This window comes from Paraplanobispora takensis, assembly GCF_016863195.1.
GTDB lineage: Bacteria > Actinomycetota > Actinomycetes > Streptosporangiales > Streptosporangiaceae > Planobispora > Planobispora takensis.
The window spans coordinates 272,900-294,214 of sequence record NZ_BOOK01000016.1; the positions used below are offsets into that span (position 1 = coordinate 272,900).

A 21,315-nucleotide genomic window follows, 5' to 3' on the forward strand; every position below is an offset into this window, starting at 1 on the left:
GGCGTCCACGAGAACACCGTCCGCGAGAACAGCGTTCGCAAGGACAGCGTTCGCAAGGACACGGAGAAAGGCGGGACACATGACCGAGACGGATCCGGAGACCGGCCGGGGGCCCACCGAGCCGCCGGCCGACATACCGGACGACAGGGTGGACGCGGAGGGCTCCGACAGCCCGACCGGCACCGACCCCGACGGCCCCCCGGCCCAGGTTCCCGACGACCGGAAGAGCGCCGCAGGCTCCGGAATGCCGGATCCCGACGGGGAACAGGCGCCGTACCGGAGTGCCTGATCCGTCCGGTGCCCGACGCGGGGGGCCCTGACGCCCCCGCTCCGCGCGGCCTAGCGTGGGAGGTGTGGAAGAGGAGAACCGCACCGGCAGGGTCGTCGTGCTGGTCCTGCCCGAGGTGAACCTGCTCGATCTGGGCGGCCCGGTCCAGGTGTTCGACACCGCGGCCCACCTGGGCGCGCCGTACCGGGTGGAGTACGTCGCCGAGACGCCGGAGGTGGTCTCCGCCCAGGGCCTGAGGTTCGCCGGGATGGAGCCGCCGGGCCCGGTGGGTCCCGGTGACCTCGTGCTGGTCCCGGGACACCGGCTGCGCCCGCCCGCGCCCGGAGAGCTCCTGGTCTCCGGGACGGTGGTGGACTGGCTGCGCGCCGCCCACCGCGACGGGGCGTGGATCGCCTCGGTCTGCAGCGGGGCGGCCGCGCTCGGCGAGGCCGGGCTCCTGGACGGCCGCCGGTGCACCACCCACTGGTCGCTGATCGACGCGATGCGCGAGCGCTATCCCGCCGCCCGGGTGCAGGACGCGGTGCTCTACGTCCACGACGGGCCGGTGAGCACCAGCGCGGGGATCTCCACGGGCCTGGACCTCGCGCTGTCACTGGTCGAGCGCGAGCACGGGCCCGCGCTCGCCGCCGCGGTGGCCCGCCAGCTCGTGGTCTACATGCGCAGGTCCGGCGGCGACGGGCAGATCAGCGCGTTCCTGCAGCACCGGGCCCACCTCAACGTCGCCGTCCACCGGGTGCAGGACCACCTGGCGCAGAACCTCGACGCCCAGCACACCCTCGCCGAGCTCGCCGCGATGGCCCACCTGTCGCCGCGCGGCCTGAGCCGGGCGTTCACCGCCACGATCGGGATCACCCCGCTGGAGTACCGCCAGCGGCTCAGGCTGGAGCTGGCGGCGACGCTGCTGGCCGAGACCGGCCTGACCGTCGAGGCGGTCTCCGCCCGGTGCGGATTCCGCGACGCGCGCCACTTCCGCAGGCTCTTCACCGCCCGGTACGGCGTGCCGCCCTCGGCCTCCCGCGGGGCCGTCGCCACACCGCTCACCCCCGCCCTCTGACGGTCGCGGCGCTCACCGCCGCCCCGGCCGCCGCGCCGCCCTTGCACGTCCCCACCCGCCCTCAGGCACCGAGGAGATCCGTCATGCCCTCATCCCCGCGCGGCCGTGTCCGCATCCTGCTCGGGGTCCTGTCCGGCGCCGCGCTGTCGGCCGCCGTCCTGGCCGGTACGGCGTTCGCCGGGGTCTCCGCGACGATGGGCGAGAGCTTCCCCTCCGGGCCCGGCCCCGTCCCCGTCGGAGGCTGGCCGGCCGCGGAGCCGGTGCCCGCCGGGCGGACGGTCGTCGCGGTGGTGCTGGGCGCGACCGGCTCGGTGGTGGGCGACGTGCTGCCGCCGTACGAGGTGTTCGCGCGGTCGGACAGGTTCGCGGTGTACACGGTCTCCGAGCACAGGCGGCCGGTGGCGCTCTCCGGGGGGCTGCGCGTGCTGCCCGACCACACCTTCGGCGACGTGGCGACGGGCGGGGTCCCGCAGCCGGACGTGGTGGTGGTGCCGGCGGTGGTCGAGCCCCGGGGTGAGAGGGAGGCGCCGCTGCGCGGGTGGATCGCCGCGCAGGCGGGCCGGGGCGCCCGGATCCTGGGAGTGTGCGCGGGCTCGGACCTGGTGGCCGCGGCGGGCGTGCTGGAGGGGCGCCGGGCCACCTCCTTCTGGGACCGGATCGCTTCGCTGGAGAAGAGCGATCCGCGGACGGAGTGGGTGCGCGGCCGGCGCTACGTGCAGGACGGCCCGATCACCACGACCGCCGGGGTGACCTCGGGCATCGTCGGGGCGCTGCGACTGGTCGAGCAGCTGGCCGGGACCGCGGAGGCCGAGCGGATCGGCCGCGAGGTGGCCTATCCGGGATGGTCGCCCACCGCCTCCACGGCCATCCCGGTCAACGGGCTCACCCCGGCCGACCTGCCGTACGGGCTCAACTCGGCCTTCCCGTGGGGGCGGCCCTCCGTCGGCGTGGGACTGACCGGGGGAGCGGGCGAGATCGACGTCGCCGCCGCCTTCGAGATCTACTCGGGGACGTCCTTCGCCGCGCGCGCGATCCCCGTCGCCGCCGGGCCGGTGGTCAGGACCCGGCACGGGATGGTCCTGCTGGCCGAGCCCGCGGGCGCCGGGACCGCCTCCCCGGACCGGCTGGTGGTGCCGGGCGCCCGCGGCACGGGCGAGGTCGATCCGGCCCTGGCCGCCTGGGCGGCCGGGCGCGGGCTGCGGGTGGAGCTGCCGCACGCCGACCGCCGGCCGGGGGAGTCGGCCTTCGACCCCGTCCTGCGCGACCTCGCCGTGCACGCCGACCGGGCCACCGCCCGCACCACCGCCAAGTTCGCGGAGTATCCCGCGGCGCACCTCACGCTCACCGGGGCCGCCTGGCCCTGGCGCCCGACCGCCCTGCTCATCGCGCTCCTGGTGACGGTGGGCGGCGTGTGCGCACTGCTCATGCGGCGTTCCCGCCGGCCCGCCGGAGCCGCTCCGGGACGCCCGCCGGGGGCGCGTGATCTCCAACGTGCCTGATGTGTCCGGGCTTGCCGGGGAAAAAGTAATGATTAGCCTGGTCGTTGTGGGTAGCAGGATGGTCACGTCCACCCGATGAAGGAGCAAACCATGGCTCTCCCCACCCTTACCCCCGAGCAGCGCCAGGCCGCTCTCGCCAAGGCCGCCGAGACCCGTACGGCCCGGGCGAAGCTGCTGGCCGACGTCAGGTCCGGTGAGATCAGCCTGAAGGAGCTGCTCGACCGCGACGACGACATCGCCAAGCGCATCAAGGTGTCCCAGGCGCTGCGCGCCCTGCCGGGCGTGGGCAGCGTGAAGGCCGCGCAGCTGATGAAGCGGGCCGACGTCGACGAGGCCCGCCGCCTCGGCGGACTCGGCGCGCAGCAGCGCCGCAAGCTGATCGAGGCCGTCACCTCCAAGTGATCGGGCGCGCCGTCCGGCGAGGGCGGCGCGCTCGTCACCCCTCGTGGCCTCCCAGGTCCGCCAGCACCGCCCGCGCGGTGCGGCGGCCTGAGACCAGCGCGCCCTGGATCGAACCGGTGTCGCGATGGTCGCCGCAGACGTACCGGCCGAGGTCGAGCCGGACCGGGCGGCGCAGCGGCATCGGCGGCGGCATCGCGGGCAGCGCGGCCTCGATCGCGTAGGTCGCGATGTGCTCCCACGCGTCGGTGCCGCCGTAGATCTCCTCCAGGCGGGCCCGCACCCGCGGTTCGTCCGCGTCGGAGGCCATGCCCAGCACCGACGTCGCCACCAGCGCCCGGCCGTCGGCCGAGTAGTCGGGGGCGGCGTCGGTGAGCACCAGCGTGTCGGTGATCTGTCCCTCGGCGTCCACCACCTGGATGGGCTCCTTGAGCGGGGACTGCGGAGCCGCGTGGTAGAAGGTGGTGACCGATCGCATCTCGGGCACCGGCAGGCCGGGCAGCAGCCGGCCCGCGGTCCCCGGGTCGGTGGCCACGACCACCGCGTCCGCGGGTATCTCCGTACCGTCGGTGAGCAGGACCCCGTCGGAGGTCACGGCCTCGACGGGGGTCTCCAGGCGGATCGTGCCCTCCGGCAGCCGCCCGGCCAGCTGGGCGGGCGCCTGTCCCATGCCCAGGGCGGGCAGGCCGATCGTGCCGCGGGCGAAGGAACGCCAGAACAGGTGGAAGATCCGGCTGGAGGTCTCCAGCTCCCGTTCCAGGACGACGCCGGAGAAGAACGGGCGCAGCAACGTCTCGACCATCCGCTCGGAGATCCCCCAGCGCCTCAGCTCCTCGGCCGTGGTGCGCTCGGTGTCGTCCTTGAGCATCGATGCGGGGAAGGCCAGGTCGCGGCCCGTCATCACGGCCAGGGCCACCTTGTCGCCGATCGTGCCCACATCCGCCGTGACGCCGCTGAAGGAGTGCCGGGGGTGCTTCCAGGGGAGCATCACCCGCTCCGTCCTCCCCTCGCGGAAGACCAGCAGCCCGGAGTCGAAGGCCCGCACGTCCAGCGCCTCGAGGTCGAACACGCGCGCGGCCTCGGGATAGGCGGTGTTGAAGACCTGGAACCCGCGGTCCAGGCGGAAGCCGTCCACGATGTCGGTGCGCATCCGGCCGCCCACGCCGTCGGAGGACTCCAGCACCTGGACGGTGCGGCCCTCCGCGCCGAGCCGCAGAGCGCAGGCGAGGCCCGCCAGCCCCGCACCGACGACGATCACGTTTCCGGGCATGCCCGTTCCCCCCTGTCCGCCTGCCGGCCGGATGTTCGTCCGTCTTTCCCGTTCTCTTCCTTCGGACGGTGCGCCGGACCGGATTCACCGGTTCTCCTGACCGGCGGCGCTCGGGGCAAACCCGGGCGGTGAATATCCGGGTCCGGACCGGGTAACGGCCGATCATGGAAAACGATCGCCCCGATCCGCAGCACCGCAGGCCCGAAGGGGTGGACGAGGCCACCGTGGAGGCTCTGGGGAAGCTGTCGGAGGCCCTGGAGACGACCGAGCGGGCCCGCGGCCACCTGTACACCTTCCACCAGCTCACCGGGCACGCCGATCTGATGCTCGACGAGGCCGTCGAGCTGCTGCGCGCCGCCGGGCACGAGGAGCAGGCCGAGGCCGTGCGGACCGAGCTGATCGGGCGCAACGTGATCGCGGGCCGGTGGACCTTCCAGATCGTCGAGGACTACGACGACGGCTACCACCGCTGCTTCCTCGACCTGGAGGGGCGGATCAGGAACGAGCTGGCCGGCGGGCGGCGCCACCTGTACGAGGCGGAGATGAAGGAGCGCCGCCGTACGCGCGGCCGCCGGGGACACGAGGCCCTGCCCGCCGAGTGAGCGGCCGCGCTCGCGGAAGCGGGCGGCCGCCGGGGCATGACGACCGTCTCGCGGGGGAGGTGGGGGGCATGGACGAAGACGAGAACGCGTCGGCGCAGACGCCGGAGGAGACGCACGACCATCGGCCGGGGGAGGCGGGCGAGGAGCTTCCGCCCGCCCCGGACGGGCTCGAAGGGGAGACCCGCACGGTGGCGGCGAGGTCGGGAGCCGACACCTCCTTCCCCGAGCGGCCGGTCCCGGCCGATCCGGTGGAGGCCTCCCCCGAGGACCGGGAGGCCGGTCATGACGAGGGCCGGACCCCCGAGCCGGAGGTCGGCCCCGCGTCCTGAGGCTCACCGGGTGTACGGCGAGTCTCGGCCGTACGGGCGAGTCAGGGAGAGCCGGAGGCAGCAGGGGAGACGATGAAGGCCCGGGGAGACCCGGGCCTTCACGTATGGGCGGACGTTCACCGATCGGGGGACCGGTGAGCGGCCCGTGGGGCCGGTGACCGGCCTGCGGGCCGGTCACCGGGGAGGGCGACTACCGGCGCCAGGTCCGGACCCGGACCCAGTCGGAACGGCTGACGCTCTCGCGCAGCTCGTCGTCGCCCTCGAACACGGCGCGGAACTCGCCGCTCCTGAACGCGCGGGCCTTGGCGTAGAACCGGCCGCGGTGGTCGGTGTCGGCGGAGGTCACGTACTTCCAGGCGCTGGAGCCGCGGGAACGGAAGTAGATCTCCACCTCCTCGTCGTCCACGCCCTGCCAGCGCCAGTCCTCACGCACCTGCAGGCGGCCGGAGAAGTGGATCCAGCGGCCCTTGCGCACCGAGCCGGGCTCGGCGGAGAACCGGCTCAGGCGGGTCGGAGCCGCGCTCTGCTCGTGCTTGACGGAGAAGGTCACCTGGTCGGTCACCTTCTTGCCGTCCTTGTCGTAGGCCTCGGCGATGGCGAGCCAGCGGCCCTCGAAGTCCGACTTGTCGAAGTCGGCGGAGAAACGCCACAGGTCGCCCTGGTGGAAGAGCTTGGGCTCCTCCTCCGCCAGGGTGCGGGCCCGGTCGCTGTCCGGGCGGAGCCGGAGGTCGACCCGGGTGGCCTCGGTGGTGCGGACCTCGATGGTGACCTTGGTGTCGTCGCCGCCCTTGACGACGACGGGGTTGGGGGCCACATCGGTGATCTTGACGGTGAGCTCGGCACGCGTCGCGGAGGCCGTACCGGCACCGGCGGTCAGGAGCAGCGAGCTCCCGACCACCGCGGACAGAACGCCGACGGCGATTTTTCTGACCACAATCATTCCTCTCCCCGTTCGATGGAAGCGAGCTCGGGTGATCGCTTCCACACCCCTTAACGACGAGACTGGAGGGGAAGACGTTGCCTCAAATCACGAAAAATCCGGACTCAAGTTTCCGTAAGATCACGTTTCGGCCACAAGATCGCAGGTAGCCCTGCGATTCACGGGACGGGAGAAGTCAGAGGAACAGAATATAAATCTGTCCGATTTGCCGGGATTACGACTCCGGCCCTCCGGGGAAACCCGTTCGGTGATTGCCGCCCCGGGCGGATAGCGTGCCCCCATGAGCGCCACCATCGTCGCAAAGGACCTCGCCGCCGGACACGGCGACCGCGCCCTGTTCTCCGGGCTGGACCTCGTCGTCGCCCCCGGCGACGTCATCGGCCTGGTCGGCGTGAACGGAGCGGGCAAGTCCACCCTGATGCGGATCCTCGCCGGGCTGCTCCCCGCCGAGCACGGCGCCGTACGGCTCAGCCCGCCCACCGCGACGGTCGGCTATCTCCCCCAGGAGCGCGAGCGCCGGGCCGATGAGACGGTCGCCGCCTTCCTGGCCCGGCGGACCGGGGTGGCCGGCGCGCAGCACGCGCTGGACGCCGCCACCGAAGGGCTGGTCGAGGGCCGGCCCGGAGCCGACGACGACTACGCGGTGGCCCTGGAGCGGTGGCTGTCCCTGGGCGGCGCTGACCTGGAGGACCGGGCCGCCGAGGTCGTCGCCGACCTCGGCCTGGCGGTGGGCCTCGACCGCCCGATGACGGCCCTGTCGGGCGGGCAGGCCGCCCGCGCCGGCATGGCCTCCCTGCTGCTGAGCCGCTATGACGTCTTCCTACTCGACGAGCCCACCAACGACCTGGACCTGGACGGCCTGGAGCGGCTCGAACGCTTCGTCGCCGGCCTGCGCGCCGGGACGGTCCTGGTCAGCCACGATCGCGAGTTCCTGGCCAGGACGGCCAACCGGATCGTCGAGCTCGACCTGGCCCAGCAGCAGGTCCGCGCCTACGGCGGCGGCTACGAGGCCTACCTCGCCGAGCGCGAGGTCGCCCGGCGGCACGCCCGCGAGGAGTACGAGGAGTACGCCGAGACCGTCGCCGAGCTCAAGGGCCGCGCTTTGAAGCAGCGCAACTGGATGGAGAAGGGCGTCAAGAACGCCCGGCGCAAGATGCCCGACAACGACAAGATCGGCCGCAACGCCCGCGTCGAGACGACCGAGAAGCAGGCCGCCAAGGCCCGCCAGACGGAGAAGTTGATCGAGCGCCTGGAGGTGGTCGAGGAGCCCCGCAAGGAGTGGGAGCTGCGCATGGAGATCGCCGTGGCGCCCCGGGCCGGGGCGGTCGTGGCGACCCTGCGCGAGGCGGTCGTACGGCGCGGCGCCTTCACCCTCGGCCCGGTGGACCTCCAGGTCGGCTGGGCCGAGAGGGTGGCGATCACCGGCGCCAACGGCTCGGGCAAGACCACGCTGCTGGCCGCGCTCCTGGGCCGCCTGCCGCTGCAGGAGGGCCACGCCTCCCTGGGGCCCGGCGTGGTCGTCGGCGAGGTGGACCAGGCGCGCGGCCTGTTCCTGGGGGAGGAGTCCCTGCTGGACGCCTTCGCCTCCGCCGCGGGCGGCATGCTCCCGGCCGACGCCCGGACGCTCCTGGCCAAGTTCGGCCTGCGCGCGGCCCACGTGCTGCGCCCGGCCGCCACCCTGTCACCGGGCGAGCGCACCCGGGCCGCGCTCGCGCTGCTCCAGGCCAGGGGGGTGAACCTGCTCGTCCTCGACGAGCCGACCAACCACCTGGACCTGCCCGCGATCGAGCAGCTGGAGTCGGCGCTGGCCTCCTATCCGGGCACGCTGCTGCTGGTCACCCACGACCGCCGGATGCTGGAGGCGGTGCACACCACCCGCCACGTCCACGTCGACGCGGGCAAGGTCGCCGAGAGCTGACGCACCCGCCGCCCCGGGTGAGGGACGGCGGGTGCGGGAGGCGGGTGTGCGGGGAGCGGGGGTCAGCCCGCCAGCTTGCGGTAGAGCGCGTAGGCCCGGTCGCCGAGGTAGGGCGAGGAGTTCCAGGTCGTGACGCCGTTCTCGTCCCACCACTTCATGCTCTGGATGCCGACGAGATAGCCGATGCCGGTGGGGAAGGAGTAGTTGCTGACCCAGGGGCCGCCGCTCGAACCGCCGTTGAGCGTGCAGCGGGCGAAGCGGTGGTTGGCGATGCCGGCCTCGGGCACGGTGTCGAGCTCGGTGGTCTGCAGGCAGCTCACCACGCGCGAGCCGTTCCAGGGCAGCTCGGCGGGATAGCCGAAGATCCGCATGCTGACCGTGGCCGGCTGGTTCCACTTGATGCCCTGGGCGCCGACCACGTTCGCGATGTTCCTGCCGGCGAGCGGCCGGACGGTGATGAAGGAGTAGTCGAAGTCGGGGTCGAAGCCGCGGGCCCACTCCGGCTCGATGACCGCCCTGCTGACCGTCCAGGTCCCGAAGGGCTTGTTGTGCTTGCCCTTGACGTAGGAGTACGCGGGGATGAAGATCCAGTTCTTGGACCACCCGCCCACGTCGTACACGCAGTGCGCGGCGGTGGCCAGCATGTTGCGGCCCCGCGAGTTCACGACGCTCGCCGAGCACACGTAGTTCTGGCCGCCCTGGGTGAAGAAGACCTTGCCGACGTTGCGGGGCTGGCCCGACCCCTTGATCGGCAGCGCCGGGACGGTCCTGGCCAGCGCGGTGGGGGCGCCGGCCTTGCGGAGGGACTGGACCGGGCGCTCGGACCGCCGGGTGATCGGGCGGGCCGCGCTCATGCGCGAGGGGGTCCAGTAGCCGGTGATGTCGTTGGAGGGGGTGTCCTGCGACACGGTGTGGCTGATGGGTTCCGGGGTGCGCGGGGCCGCGGCGGCGGGCGCGGGCGTGGACGCGGGAGCGATCAGGGCCAGGGCGAGAGCCAGGGGCAGCATGCGTTTCCTCGGTCAAGGGTCTCTAAAACAGACATAAAGCTATAAACAACCCAGGAGTGCATATAACGTCAGAGCGATGATCTACCAAACGGACATCGAGCTGAGATCTGGCCTGGACGGCCCCGGCTTGACCTCAAGCGCACTTGAGGTTGCAAAGTGACGGGCGGACCGCCGTACCGCGCCAGGAGAACGCCATGCTCGACGTCGCCGTCATCACCGCCACCAGCCCCGAGGGTCGTTCCGGGGCGAACGTGAGCCGGTGGTTCCTCGGTCGGGCGGGACGGCGCGAGGACCTGCGCCTGGACCTCGTCGACCTCAACCGGATCCCGCTGCCGCCCTTCCACCCCGGGCGCCCGCCCTCGGGGACCGACGGGGCCACCCGCGCCCTGGCCGCCCGCGTCGGCGCCGCCGACGCCTTCGTGGTGATCACCCCGGAGTACAACCACGCCTATCCGGCCGTGCTGAAGCTGGCCGTCGACGCCGTCCGCGAGGAGTGGGCCGCCAAGGCGGTGGGGTTCGTCTCGTACGGCGGGCAGTCCGGGGGCCTGCGCGCCGTGGAACAGCTCCGGCTCGTCTTCGCCGAGCTGCACGTGGTCTCGGTGCGCGACACCGTGAGCTTCCACCGGGTGGAGAGGCAGTTCGACGAGGCGGGCGAGCCGGTCGACCCCGCCGGCGTCGACGGCGCGGCCAAGGTGCTGCTCGACCAGCTGATCTGGTGGGGGACCGCGCTGCGGGAGGCCCGCGCCGCGCGGCCGTACACCGTCTGAGCGACCGTGACCGCGTCACGGGGAGGGGCCGTGTGCTCACGGGGAGGGCCGGGGCGTGGAGAAAAACGCGACAGGGGAGGATATAGCGCAGATCTATCCTGATTTGGGGGATTTGTGGTCGGCGCTCTCGATCATCGCTACCGGGGTGAGCACCCCGTCCGTACACTCGCCTACCTCTTCGCGGAGGAACGCCTCAAGCTCCTCGTGGCGGTCTTCGCCTTCATCGTCAAGCACAGCCCCATCTGGGTCCTGCCGTTCGTCACCGCCAACATCATCGACGTGGTGCAGAGCCGCCAGGGCATCGTGGTCCTGTGGGTCAACACGGCGGTGCTGCTGGCCCTGCTCCTGCTGAACTATCCCCTCCACCTGCTCTACGTCCGCTGCCTGCACGGCGCCATCCGGCGGGTCGGCACGGCCCTGCGCTCGGCGCTCTGCCGCCGCATGCAGCACCTGTCCATCGGCTACCACTCCCGGGTCAGCGCCGCCGTACTGCAGACCAAGGTCGTCCGCGACGTCGAGAACATCGAGCAGACCACCCAGCAGACGAGCGACATGGGACTGTCGGCGCTGACCACGCTGGCCGGCGGCCTGGTGATGGTCGCCTTCCGGGTGCCCGTGGCGATCCCGGTCTTCCTGGTGGTCGTGCCCGCCGCCGCGTACCTCGTCATCAGGCTCCGCACCCGCATGCGCGAGGACAACGAGAGCTTCCGCCGCGAGGTCGAGAAGATGTCCGCCCGGGTCAGCGAGATGACCACGCTGATCCCCATCACCCGGGCGCACGGCCTGGAGCGCGACGCGCTGCACCGGGTGGACGGCACCCTGACCAGCGTGCTGCGCAAGGGGCTCCGGCTCGACCTGCTCAACGGCAGCTTCGGCGCGCTGGCCTGGATCCTGCTCAACGCGCTCGGCGCCGCGGTCCTGGCCGGCTCGGCGCTCGTGGCCTACTACCAGGTGATCCCGGTCAACGTCGGGGACGTGGTCATGCTGAGCACCTTCTTCCCGATCCTCACCTCGGCGGTGACCTCGCTGCTCAGCCTGACCCCGGTGGTCAACAAGGGGCTGGCCTCGGTGCGCTCGGTCGGCGAGGTGCTCCAGGCGCCCGACCTGGAGCACAACGCGGGCAAGACCGAGGTGACGTCCGTGCGCGGGGAGGTGGAGTTCCGCGACGTCGTGTTCGGCTACGGCGAGCCGGGACAGGCTCCGGCGGTGAAGGACTTCACGCTGAAGGTGGCCTCCGGGGAGACGATCGCCCTGGTCGGCCCGTCGGGGGCGGGCAAGTCGACGGTGCTCGGGCTGGTCATCGGCTTCCTGCGGCCCACCTCGGGCGCGATCCTGCTCGACGGCCAGGACATGGAGACGCTGGACCTGCGCACCTACCGCAGGTTCCTGTCGATCGTGCCCCAGGAGTCCATCCTGTTCGAGGGCAGCATCCGGGAGAACGTCACCTACGGCCTGAAGGACGTCTGCGAGGAGCGGGTACGGCGGGCGCTGGAGGACGCCAACGCGATGGAGTTCATCGACCGGCTGCCCGACGGGCTCGACACGGTCGTCGGCGAGCGGGGCGCCCGCCTGTCCGGCGGCCAGCGGCAGCGCCTGGCCATCGCCCGCGCGCTGATCCGCGACCCGCGCGTGCTGATCCTGGACGAGGCGACCTCCGCGCTGGACACCCGGTCCGAGGCCCTGATCCAGCAGGCGCTGGCCCGCCTGGTGGCCGGGCGCACGGTCTTCGTGGTCGCCCACCGGCTCTCCACCATCCGCGGCGCCGACCGCATCGTGGTGATGCGGGACGGCGGGATCGAGGAGGTGGGCGGCCACGATGAGCTGATGCGCGTGCGCGGCTTCTACGCCGGGCTTCAGGGCGCGCAGCTCGCTTGATAATTGTCCCCTTTGTTCCGGGGTAGGGGGTCGTGAAGGAGGACACCATGCGAGCACTGGGAATCGACATCGGAGGATCGGGGATCAAGGGCGCCCCGGTGGATCTGGAGAAGGGTGAGCTGGCCGAGGAACGGCTGCGGATTCCCACCCCTTCCCCCGCCACGCCCGAAGCGGTCGCCGAGGTGGTGGGCCGGATCGTGGAGCACTTCTCATGGGAGGGCCCGGTCGGGGTCACCTTCCCCGGAGTGGTGCTGGACGGCATCACCATGACGGCGGCCAACATGAACCAGGGCTGGGTGGGGGTGGACGCGCGCGGCCTGTTCTCCGAGGCCACGGGCCGGCCCGTCGTGGTGCTCAACGACGCCGACGCGGCCGGACTCGCCGAGGTGGCCGCCGGGGCCGGCAAGGGCGAGGCCGGGGTGGTGCTGATGCTGACCTTCGGCACCGGGATCGGGAGCGCCCTGTTCGTCGACGGCCGCCTGGTGCCCAACACCGAGCTCGGCCACCTGGAGCTGCGCGGCAAGGACGCCGAGAGGCGCGCCTCCGACGCCGCGCGCGAGCACCACGACCTGAGCTGGGAGGAGTGGGCCGAGCGGGTCGAGGAGTATCTCCGCCACGTCGAGATGCTGTTCTCCCCCTCGCTGATCATCATCGGCGGCGGGGTCAGCAAGAAGGCCGACAAGTTCCTGCCCCGGATCAGCGTCCGCACCCGGATCGTCCCGGCGACCCTGCGCAACGAGGCCGGGATCGTCGGGGCGGCGATGGCCGCCGCGGACCTGTAGGCCGCCGGACGGGATCCGCCGTCTCCGCTGTGAAGTTGTGCGGCATATGCCGGAAAGGCCGCCAAAGCTTTGACCCGGCTTTGCGGGACACGCTCTCTGGCCTGGGTAAATAGCGGAAACCAGCAAGATCCGATCGGGTGAGGGCGGGGACGGCGCTATGGGGCTGACGGGTGTTCCGGGACGGTGGGCCGTGGTGGCCGGACTGACGACCGCCATGGTGGCCACGGCGTCGCCGTCCGCCGGGGCGGCCGACGACGTGACGGTCTCGCCGTCCCGGGTCGAGGCCGGGGGGACCGCCGAGGTCACGGCCCAGGACTGCGGCGAGCCCGCGGTGGCCACCTCCGACGCGTTCCAGGCCGACGCGCAGCTCACCGGGGGCGCCGCGGGCAACCCGGCGGGGACGGCCCAGGTGGCCGGGGACGCCGAACTCGGCCGGCACGTCGTCGAGGTCTCCTGCGGGGGCAGCGACGTCACCCTCTACGGGACCTTCGAGATCGTCGCCGCGCAGGGCCCCGACACCGGAGGCGGAGGCCTCGCCCTGGCCGGGGGAGCACAGGATCCCGGGGCGCCGTACGCGGACGGGGCCCCGGTGATGATCGGGGGAGCCGCCGGAGTCATCGCCGCCCTCAGCGCGGCCGGCGGGTTCGCCCTGGCGCGGCGCCGCCGGGCGGCCAGGCGTGACTGACGGCCGGACGGCCGTCCGGCACGGGGAGGCGGCCGGCCGCCGGGCGGGCTCCGGGCGCGGTGTCCCGGTGCTGAGGATGCTGGCGGCTCTGGTGGCGGTGGTCCCGTTGGTCGCGGGGTGCAGGCTGGAGACGGGTGAGGAGGCCGACCCGGTGATGGCCGGGTCCCTGCCGATCGCGGCTCCCACGCAGCCGAAGGCGCGGGCGGCGGGCACGTCCGCGGGGAGGAAGAAGGCGGCCTGGCCGGCCCCGCTGGCCGGATGGCCCGGTCCGGCGCGACCGCTGGCGGTCGTGGTGCCGCGGGCCGGGGTGAACGCCGCCGTCACCGAGATCGGCTCCACCTCCGGCGGCGTCCTGCAGGCGCCGCCGCTCTCGCAGGCCGAGCTGGCGGGCTGGGACCGGTACGGCCCCGCGCCGGGCGACCCGGGACCGGCGGTCATCGTCGGGCACCTCGACACCAGGACCGGGCCCGCGGTGTTCGCCCGGCTGCCGAAGGTGGTGCGGGGCGACGCCGTGGCCGTGATCCGCGAGGACGGGACGGTCGTGGTCTTCCGGGTGACCGCCACCGAGCGGGCCCGCAAGACCGCCTTCCCGGTCGGCAAGGTCTACCGGGTCCGGCCGCACCCGACGATCAGGCTGGTGACCTGCGGAGGCCGCTACGACCACGACCGCGACTCCTACGAGGACAACCTGATCGTCTACGGCGACTTCGCCGCCTGGTACCGGCTGTCGGACTTCCCCCGCGGCTGACTCCCCCCGCGGTTGACGTCCCCCTCTCCGCGTCCGCTCTTCCCCGCGTCCGCCCTTCCCCGCGTCCGCCCTTCCCCGCGCCCGCTCTCCCGCCCCGCGCCCGCCGGCGACGGCCGCGCCGGGTGGACAGGCCGCGGCGTGCCGGGATATCACGGTGATCGGAGTGACACGACACCGCCGCGTCTCCCCGGTGCCGCGGTTCCAGGACGGGCGAGCATGAGCATCCGCGAGATTTCGACCACCGACTATCACACCGCGGGCGAGCCGTTCCGGATCGTCAGCGATCCGCCGGTCGCCATCGAGGGCGAGACGGTGGCGGACAAGCGCATGTTCGCGATCGGCGACCCGCACGTCGACGGGCTCCGCCGGCTGCTGTGCTTCGAGCCGCGCGGCCACGCGGACATGTACGGCGGGTTCCTCACCGCGCCCGACGACGACGGCGCGCACCTGGGCGTCCTGTTCTGGCACAAGGACGGCTTCTCCACGGCGTGCGGCCACGGGACCATCGCGCTGGGCGTGTGGGCCGTGCACAGCGGCCTCGTGGAGCCCGACCCGTCGGGGGTCACGGAGGTGCGCGTCGACGTGCCCTCCGGACGGGTGACCGCGCGGGTGCACACCAGCGGGCGGCGGGTCGTCGAGGTGGATTTCGTCAGCGTTCCCAGCTACCGCCTGCACGAGAAGGTCGAGGTGCCGACCTCGCGCGGCGAGGTCGTCGTCGACGTCGCCTTCGGCGGCGCGACGTACGCGCATCTGGACGCGTCGGGCATCGGTCTCGCGGTCGTCCCGGAGAACTACACCGAGCTGATCGCCGTCGGCCGGGAGGTCAAGCGGCTGCTCGACGGCACGCCGTACGCCGCGCACCCCCTCGACGACCGGCTCGGCGGCGTCTACGGCACCATCCTGTTCGAGGATCTCGGCACCGACGAGGCGGGGAACGTCCACCAGCGCAACGTCACCGTCTTCGCCGACGGCGAGGTCGACCGCTCGCCCTGCGGCTCGGGCACCTGCTCGCGGGTGGCCGTCCTGGCCGCGGACGGCGTGCTCCGGCCCGGGCGGCGGCTCGTCCACGACTCCATCGTGGGCACCCGCTTCCACGCGCGGGTCGCGGGCGAGCTGCCGGTCGCCGGTCGCCGGGCCTTCGTCCCGGAGGTCACCGGCATGGCGTTCCGGACCGGCCGGCACACCTTCGAGATCGACTCCGACGACCCCCTCGGGGAAGGATTCGTGCTGCGGTGACCCACGCGCCCCCGCCGTACCTCGGCCCCGAGCAGATCACCGCCCTGCTGTCACCGCGCGAGGCGGTCGAGGCCGTCGAGGCGGCGTTGCGGGACGGGTTCGACCCCGCCGGCGATCCCGCGCGGAGCCGGGTAGACGTCCGTCACGGGCAGTTCCTCATCATGCCCAGCGAGATCGCCGGCGGTGCCGGGGTGAAGATCGCCACTGTCGCCCCGCGCAACGGCGATGTCGGCCTGCCGCGCATCCAGGGCCTGTACGTGCTCTTCGACGCCGTGACCCTCACGCCCAGGGCCCTGCTCGACGCCTCCGCGCTGACCGCGTTGCGCACCCCCGCCGTCTCGGTCGCGGCCGTCAGGCCCGCGCTGACGCGGGCGGCCGGGCCCGTGAGCGTCGTCGTCTTCGGCACCGGCCCCCAGGGCACGGGGCACGTCGGCACGCTGAGGTCGGTGCTGCGCGGAAGCCGGGAGATCGCGGGGGTGACGTACGTCGCGCGGCGTCCCGAGGCGTACGCCCGGCTCCGGCAGGACGGCGTCGCGCTCGTGGGGTCCGGCGGAGGCGAGGCCGCCGACGCGCTCCGCCGCGCGGACGTGGTGGTGTGCGCCACCAGCTCCCGCGTGCCCGTCTTCGACTCGGCGCTGGTGCGCGACGACGCGGTCGTGATCGCCGTGGGCTCCCACGAGCCGGACGCCCGGGAGGTCGACGCGGCCCTGTTCCGGCGTGCGCGGGTCGTCGTCGAGGACGCCGGTACGGCGCTGCGCGAATGCGGCGACGTCGTGATGGCCGTCGAAGAGGGCGCGATCACCCCGGAATGCCTGATCACCATGCGTTCGGCCGTCTGCGGCGGTGTGGAGCTCGCCGCGGACATGCCCGTCCTGTTCAAGAGCGCGGGCATGTCCTGGGAGGACCTCGCCGTCGCCGGGGCGATCGTCTCCCGGCTGGAGGACAACCCCTGAGTTCCCGGCGGTCTCCGTGTCCCGGCAGGGCCGGGAACCGCGGACGTCCCTTCGGGCGTTGACGTATAACCCCTATTGGGGTTATCTAAGGGGGCATAAGGATGTGCGGCATTCCCGGAGGTGCGACATGCCGAAGATCAACGTCTATCTGCCCGACGACCTGGCCGAGGCGGTGAAGGAGGCCGGGGTGCCGGTGTCGGCGATCTGCCAGCGGGCTCTGGAGCAGGCGGTGCGCCGGGTGACGGCCATCCGCCGCGCGGCCCTGTCCGACCTCGACGCGGCGGAGCCGACCGGAGCGCTGGCGCACTTCACGGGCCGGGCGCGCACGGTCCTGAAGCTCGCGGTGGAGCGGGCCCGGACGGACGGCGCGCCGGAGGTCGGCACCGGGCACCTGCTCGGCGGCATGCTGGCCGAGGGGAGCAACCTGGCCCTGCACGTCCTTCGCGCCGTGGAGATCGACCCGGCCCAGCTCGACCGCGAACTCGCCCGGCAGGCGTCCGAGCCCTCCGGCGGCGCCTCGGGCGAGGAGGCCTCCGCGGAGGGTGCGGCTCCCCCCGGCCGGACGGAGGCCGCAGAACGGGCGGACTCCGAGGAGCGTACGGCTCCCTCCGGGCAGGCGGGCTCCCCGGGGCAGGCGGGTCCGGGGGTGGCCGATCCGCGGCGTTTCAGCGGGGCCGCGGTCAACGCCCTGGAGCTGACCGTCACCGAGGCGACCTCCATGGGGCACAACTACATCGGCTGCGAGCACCTGCTCCTGGGCCTGGTCGCCGAGCCGGAGGGGACCGCGGGCCGGGTCCTGCGCGCGCTGGGCGCCGACTCCCGGCAGACCCGCAGGGCCGTCGCGGCGGCCCTGGCCGGCTATGTGCACCTGCGTGCCCAGACCCGGCAGGCCGCACCGCCTCAGCAGGCCGCACCGCCTCAGCAGGCCGCCCCGCAGGGCGACCCCGCCGCGATGCTGGCCGCGGTGGTCCGCCGGGAGCTGCAGCCCCTCACCCGCAGGATCGAGCGCCTGGAGGAGCGCGCCGGCGTGGCGGGCGAGGAATGAGCGGCGGGGGCGGTGCCGCCGTGAAGGTGCGGGACCCGGAGCCCGCGGGATCCGCACCGGGGGCGTCGGGACGGGCCGGCGCGGGAGGGCGCGGGCCGGAGGGCCCCGGGTGGGCGGGCTCAGGGGGACACGGACCGGATTCCGGGGGCGGGCCGGGGGGATCCGGGAGGGGTCCGCACGGGGTGGTGATCATGACGGTCCGGCTGGCCGTCGTGGTCGTGATCATGGTCGCGACGGTGATCGGAGTGATCTGGTGAAGCGCGTGCTGATGCTGGCGACCGGGGACGTCATGTCCTACTCGCGGGGTCCCGGCCGTCCGGGCGTCGCGACCGGGGCCGAGCTCCTGGAGACCATCCCCGACGGGGCGCTGCCCGCCGACGTGACGGTCGAGGACGTGATGACGGGGCCCAGCTGGGACATGACGCCCTCGACCATGCTGCAGCTGGCCCGCCGGGCCCGGTCGGCCATCCTGGACGACGGGTTCGACGGCGTGGTGATCACCCACGGCACCGACGTCCTGGAGGAGACCGCGTTCCTGGCGGACCTGATGGCGGGTGAGGCGGCCTCCCGGGGCGGCATCGTCCTGACCGGGGCCGTGCGCTGCCTGGACGAGCTGTCCAGCGACGGGCCGCGCAACCTGGCCTCCGCCGTCACGGCCGCCGCCCATCCCGCGCTGCGCGGGGCCGGCGCCGTCGCCTGCCTCAACGACGAGTTGCACGCCGCGCGCTGGGTCACCCACGTCGACGCCGTGAGCCTGGCGGCCTTCTCCTCGGCGCCCCACCCGGTGCTCGGGCACGTGGCCGGGGGAAGGGCCGTCATCGAGACCGCCCCGCCCCCCAGGCCGCCCCACGTCACGGGTGAGCCGGAGACCGACGTCGCCCTGATCAAGACCTATCCCGACATCGATCCGGTCCTGCTCACCGCGATCGTGGACGCGGGGGCCCGGGGCATCGTCCTGGAGGGCACCGGCGCCGGCAACGTGCCCGTCGGGCTGCTGACCGCCATCGACGAGCTCACCGACTGGGGCGTCCCCGTCGTGGTCGCCTCGCGCTGCCGTACCGCGCCGGCCCCTCTCGGGGAGCTGGAGTTCGGCCTGGGCCTGGCCGCCAAGGTCGGCGCGATCGGGGCCCGGGGCCTGGCCCCGGCCAAGGCACGCGTCGCCCTCATGGTCGCCCTCGGATCCGGCGGTCCGAAGGCCGTACGCGAGTGGTTCGACAGGTTGTGAGAGTACGGCCCGCCGTCCCGTGAAGCGGCGCCGCGGGGCCCGCTCCGGCGGGCCCCCGGAGATGTGGTAGGGGCGGTTGTCTGAAACTTTCATCGGGTCGCGGAGGCGTTCGCTCAGGTCAGGGGTGAGAAAGTCCTCACAACGGGTTCGCCGGGAGGCGGGACGCTGTACACCTGCCGGAAACATCCGGACTATGGGAGCGCTCCCACCCCTCGTCTGGAGATGACATCCATGAGAGCTCATCCGCGCCGCCATGTCTGGCGGAACCGGGCTGCGACGACGGCGGCCGTCCTGGTGGCCGCCGCCGGCCTCGCCACCGGTCAGGCGGCCACGGCCCACGCGGCCGTCGCCTGCGACGTCGCCTACTCCACCAACGACTGGCAGGGCGGCTTCACCGCCAACGTGACCATCAAGAACCTCGGCGACGCGCTCAACGGCTGGACCCTCGGCTTCACCTTCACCGGCGGCCAGAAACTCCAGCAGGGCTGGTCGGCGACCTGGGCCCAGGACAGCGCGAACAAGGTCACCGCGAAGAGCCTCGACTGGAACGCCAGGCTCGCCACCGGCGCCTCCACGAGCATCGGCTTCAACGGTTCGTGGTCGGGCTCGAACCCCAAGCCCACCGACTTCACCGTCAACGGCGTCTCCTGCGGCGGCCAGCCGCCGGTCAACCAGGCTCCCACCGTCAGCCTGACCAGCCCGGCCGGCGGCTCCTCGCACGCCACGGGCGCGGCCGTACCGCTGGCCGCGACGGCCTCCGACGACGGCGCCGTCAGCAAGGTCGAGTTCTACGTCGACGGCAACCTGGTGAACACCGACACCAGCGCCCCCTACTCCTACTCCGCCACGGGGCTGGCCGCCGGATCCCACACCGCCAAGGCCAAGGCCTACGACAACGGCACCCCGGTCCTGAGCAAGGAGAGCGCCGAGGTCCCCTTCACCGTGGGCGGCGGCACCGGCACCCCCTCGGTGGTCGCCTCCGCCACCTCGGTCAGCGTCCCCGAGGGCGGCAGCAAGACCGTGGGCTTCAAGCTCAGCCAGGCGCCGTCGGGCGACGTCACGGTCAACCTGAGCAAGACCGGTGACTCGAACATCACCATCACGCCCTCCACGCTGACCTTCACCACCGCCAACTGGAACACGGCGCAGAACGTGACGGTCTCCGCCTCCGAGGACACCGACGAGACCGACGGCACCGCCACCATCTCGGCCGCCGCCTCCGGGCACACCGGCGTCTCGGTCACCGCGACCGAGGAGGACAACGACGGTGACACGCCGCCGGTCGGCGAGCACGTCGACAACCCCTACGACGGGGCCACCGGCTACGTGAACCCGAACTGGTCGGCCAAGGCCGCCGCCGAGCCGGGCGGCGCCGCGGTGGCGAACACCTCCACCGGCGTGTGGCTGGACCGCATCGCCGCCATCGAGGGTTCCTCCTCCGCCATGGGCCTGCGCGCCCACCTGGAGGAGGCGCTGAAGCAGGACGCCGCCAACGGCAGCAAGCCGCTGACGATCCAGTTCGTCATCTACAACCTGCCCAACCGCGACTGCTCGGCCCTGGCCTCCAACGGTGAGCTGCTCATCTCGCAGAACGGCCTGAACCGCTACAAGAACGAGTACATCGACCCGATCGCCGACATCCTGGACGACCCCAAGTACGCGGCGCTGCGCATCGTGACGATCATCGAGATCGACTCGCTGCCGAACCTGGTCACCAACCTCAACGTGGCCAAGTGCCAGGAGGCCAAGGACAGCGGCGCCTACGTCAACGGCATCCGCTACGCCCTGGACAAGCTGCACGCCATCTCGAACGTCTACACCTACATCGACGCCGCCCACCACGGCTGGATCGGCTGGGACACGAACTTCGGCCCGTCCGCCGAGCTGTTCGCCACCACCGTCTCCGGCACCGCCAAGGGCTTCGAGAGCGTCGACGGCTTCATCACCAACACCGCCAACTACTCGGCGCTGCGGGAGCCGCACTTCACCATCAACACCACCGTCAACGGCCAGACGGTCCGCCAGTCCGACTGGGTCGACTGGAACTTCTACGTCGACGAGCTCACCTTCGCCCAGGCCTTCCGTCAGGAGCTGATCCGGCGGGGCTTCAAGTCGAACATCGGCATGCTGATCGACACCTCCCGCAACGGCTGGGGCGGCACCGCCCGCCCGGCGGCGCCCAGCACCTCCACCAACGTGAACACCTTCGTCGACCAGTCCCGGGTCGACCGTCGCATCCACGCCGGCAACTGGTGCAACCAGAGCGGCGCGGGTCTCGGCGAGCGGCCGCAGGCCAACCCGGCTGCGGGTCTGGACGCCTACGTCTGGATCAAGCCTCCGGGCGAGTCGGACGGCTCCAGCAAGCTCATCCCGAACGACGAGGGCAAGGGCTTCGACCGGATGTGCGACCCGACCTACGAGGGCAACGAGCGCAACGGCAACAGCATGAGCGGCGCCCTTCCGGACGCCCCGATCTCCGGGCAGTGGTTCTCCGCGCAGTTCCGCGAGCTGCTGAAGAACGCCTACCCGCCCGTCCAGTAATCCCACCGGCCGGGACCCGCGGGTCCCGGCCCCGCACACCCGGCCCCGCCGCCCTCCGTCGAGAGGGGCGGCGGGGCCGTACCAATATTGGGATGCGGTCCACCGGCGAGTCGGGCACCATGGGCGGTCGGCTCCTGACTTGCGGGCCGAA

General features: G+C 72.9%; 20 protein-coding genes. 17 read left to right on the forward strand and 3 right to left on the reverse strand.

Annotated elements, in window-relative coordinates; translation table 11 throughout:
* The first annotated feature begins 79 nt into the window (after positions 1–79).
* From Pta02_RS12860 to mihF, 4 genes are all read left to right on the forward strand, one after another.
* Positions 80–289 (forward strand): hypothetical protein, encoded by a 210-nt coding sequence (locus tag Pta02_RS12860; RefSeq protein WP_203874990.1) that lies wholly within the window; start codon positions 80–82, stop codon positions 287–289.
* Positions 290–353: 64 nt separating this feature from the next.
* A complete protein-coding gene (locus Pta02_RS12865) occupies positions 354–1,343 on the forward strand; it encodes a GlxA family transcriptional regulator (RefSeq protein ID WP_203874991.1) in 990 nt (329 codons plus the stop codon).
* 83 nt (positions 1,344–1,426) lie between these two features.
* Entirely contained in the window at positions 1,427–2,842 is a 1,416-nt protein-coding gene (locus Pta02_RS12870) for a DJ-1/PfpI family protein (protein WP_203874992.1), read from the forward strand.
* 90 nt (positions 2,843–2,932) lie between these two features.
* A complete protein-coding gene (mihF, locus tag Pta02_RS12875) occupies positions 2,933–3,244 on the forward strand; it encodes an integration host factor, actinobacterial type (protein ID WP_203874993.1) in 312 nt (103 codons plus the stop codon).
* Between the two features lie 34 nt (positions 3,245–3,278).
* Here mihF and Pta02_RS12880 read toward each other — a convergent pair whose 3' ends face one another.
* Positions 3,279–4,511, reverse strand: coding sequence for an NAD(P)/FAD-dependent oxidoreductase (locus tag Pta02_RS12880; RefSeq protein ID WP_203874994.1), 1,233 nt, complete (start codon positions 4,509–4,511; stop codon positions 3,279–3,281).
* Between the two features lie 164 nt (positions 4,512–4,675).
* On the opposite strand from Pta02_RS12880, the gene Pta02_RS12885 reads away from it, so the two are divergent.
* Complete coding sequence (locus Pta02_RS12885) at positions 4,676–5,113, forward strand: hypothetical protein (protein WP_203874995.1); 438 nt, start codon at positions 4,676–4,678, stop codon at positions 5,111–5,113.
* 68 nt (positions 5,114–5,181) lie between these two features.
* The gene (locus Pta02_RS12890; RefSeq protein ID WP_203874996.1) at positions 5,182–5,442 is read left to right on the forward strand and encodes a hypothetical protein; all 261 of its coding nucleotides are present in this window, start codon (positions 5,182–5,184) and stop codon (positions 5,440–5,442) included.
* Between the two features lie 190 nt (positions 5,443–5,632).
* Here Pta02_RS12890 and Pta02_RS12895 read toward each other — a convergent pair whose 3' ends face one another.
* The gene (locus Pta02_RS12895; RefSeq protein WP_203874997.1) at positions 5,633–6,376 is read right to left on the reverse strand and encodes a hypothetical protein; all 744 of its coding nucleotides are present in this window, start codon (positions 6,374–6,376) and stop codon (positions 5,633–5,635) included.
* Positions 6,377–6,662: 286 nt separating this feature from the next.
* Between Pta02_RS12895 and Pta02_RS12900 the strand changes: the two genes are divergently transcribed.
* Positions 6,663–8,300 carry an ABC-F family ATP-binding cassette domain-containing protein gene (locus Pta02_RS12900; protein ID WP_203874998.1) on the forward strand — a complete coding sequence of 546 codons (1,638 nt, stop codon included), beginning with the start codon at positions 6,663–6,665 and terminating at the stop codon, positions 8,298–8,300.
* A gap of 62 nt (positions 8,301–8,362) precedes the next feature.
* Here the strand turns inward: Pta02_RS12900 and Pta02_RS12905 are convergent, their stop codons facing one another.
* On the reverse strand, positions 8,363–9,307 hold the full coding sequence (locus Pta02_RS12905) for a trypsin-like serine peptidase (protein WP_203874999.1): 945 nt from the start codon (positions 9,305–9,307) through the stop codon (positions 8,363–8,365).
* A 194-nt stretch (positions 9,308–9,501) separates the two neighbouring features.
* On the opposite strand from Pta02_RS12905, the gene Pta02_RS12910 reads away from it, so the two are divergent.
* The 10 genes from Pta02_RS12910 (at position 9,502) to Pta02_RS42180 (ending at position 21,164) form a co-directional block, all read left to right on the forward strand.
* Positions 9,502–10,074 (forward strand): NADPH-dependent FMN reductase, encoded by a 573-nt coding sequence (locus Pta02_RS12910; RefSeq protein ID WP_203875000.1) that lies wholly within the window; start codon positions 9,502–9,504, stop codon positions 10,072–10,074.
* Between the two features lie 114 nt (positions 10,075–10,188).
* Positions 10,189–11,949 carry an ABC transporter ATP-binding protein gene (locus Pta02_RS12915; RefSeq protein ID WP_203875001.1) on the forward strand — a complete coding sequence of 587 codons (1,761 nt, stop codon included), beginning with the start codon at positions 10,189–10,191 and terminating at the stop codon, positions 11,947–11,949.
* A 47-nt stretch (positions 11,950–11,996) separates the two neighbouring features.
* Complete coding sequence (gene ppgK, locus Pta02_RS12920) at positions 11,997–12,731, forward strand: polyphosphate--glucose phosphotransferase (RefSeq protein WP_203875002.1); 735 nt, start codon at positions 11,997–11,999, stop codon at positions 12,729–12,731.
* Positions 12,732–12,888: 157 nt separating this feature from the next.
* Positions 12,889–13,416: a hypothetical protein gene (locus tag Pta02_RS12925; RefSeq protein WP_203875003.1), complete on the forward strand. Its 528-nt coding sequence runs from the start codon at positions 12,889–12,891 to the stop codon at positions 13,414–13,416.
* Between the two features lie 76 nt (positions 13,417–13,492).
* Positions 13,493–14,164, forward strand: a complete 672-nt coding sequence (locus Pta02_RS12930) for a class F sortase (protein WP_239130384.1) — start codon at positions 13,493–13,495, stop codon at positions 14,162–14,164.
* Positions 14,165–14,380: 216 nt separating this feature from the next.
* Positions 14,381–15,400, forward strand: a complete 1,020-nt coding sequence (locus Pta02_RS12935) for a proline racemase family protein (RefSeq protein ID WP_203875005.1) — start codon at positions 14,381–14,383, stop codon at positions 15,398–15,400.
* Entirely contained in the window at positions 15,397–16,353 is a 957-nt protein-coding gene (locus tag Pta02_RS12940; RefSeq protein ID WP_203875006.1) for an ornithine cyclodeaminase family protein, read from the forward strand. Before Pta02_RS12935 ends, Pta02_RS12940 begins: the two co-directional genes overlap by 4 nt.
* Before the next feature lie 127 nt (positions 16,354–16,480).
* The gene (locus tag Pta02_RS12945; protein ID WP_239130344.1) at positions 16,481–17,398 is read left to right on the forward strand and encodes a Clp protease N-terminal domain-containing protein; all 918 of its coding nucleotides are present in this window, start codon (positions 16,481–16,483) and stop codon (positions 17,396–17,398) included.
* Positions 17,399–17,651: 253 nt separating this feature from the next.
* Positions 17,652–18,623 (forward strand): asparaginase, encoded by a 972-nt coding sequence (locus Pta02_RS12950; protein ID WP_239130347.1) that lies wholly within the window; start codon positions 17,652–17,654, stop codon positions 18,621–18,623.
* 231 nt (positions 18,624–18,854) lie between these two features.
* On the forward strand, positions 18,855–21,164 hold the full coding sequence (locus Pta02_RS42180) for a glycoside hydrolase family 6 protein (RefSeq protein WP_203875007.1): 2,310 nt from the start codon (positions 18,855–18,857) through the stop codon (positions 21,162–21,164).
* Positions 21,165–21,315: the final 151 nt, after the last annotated feature.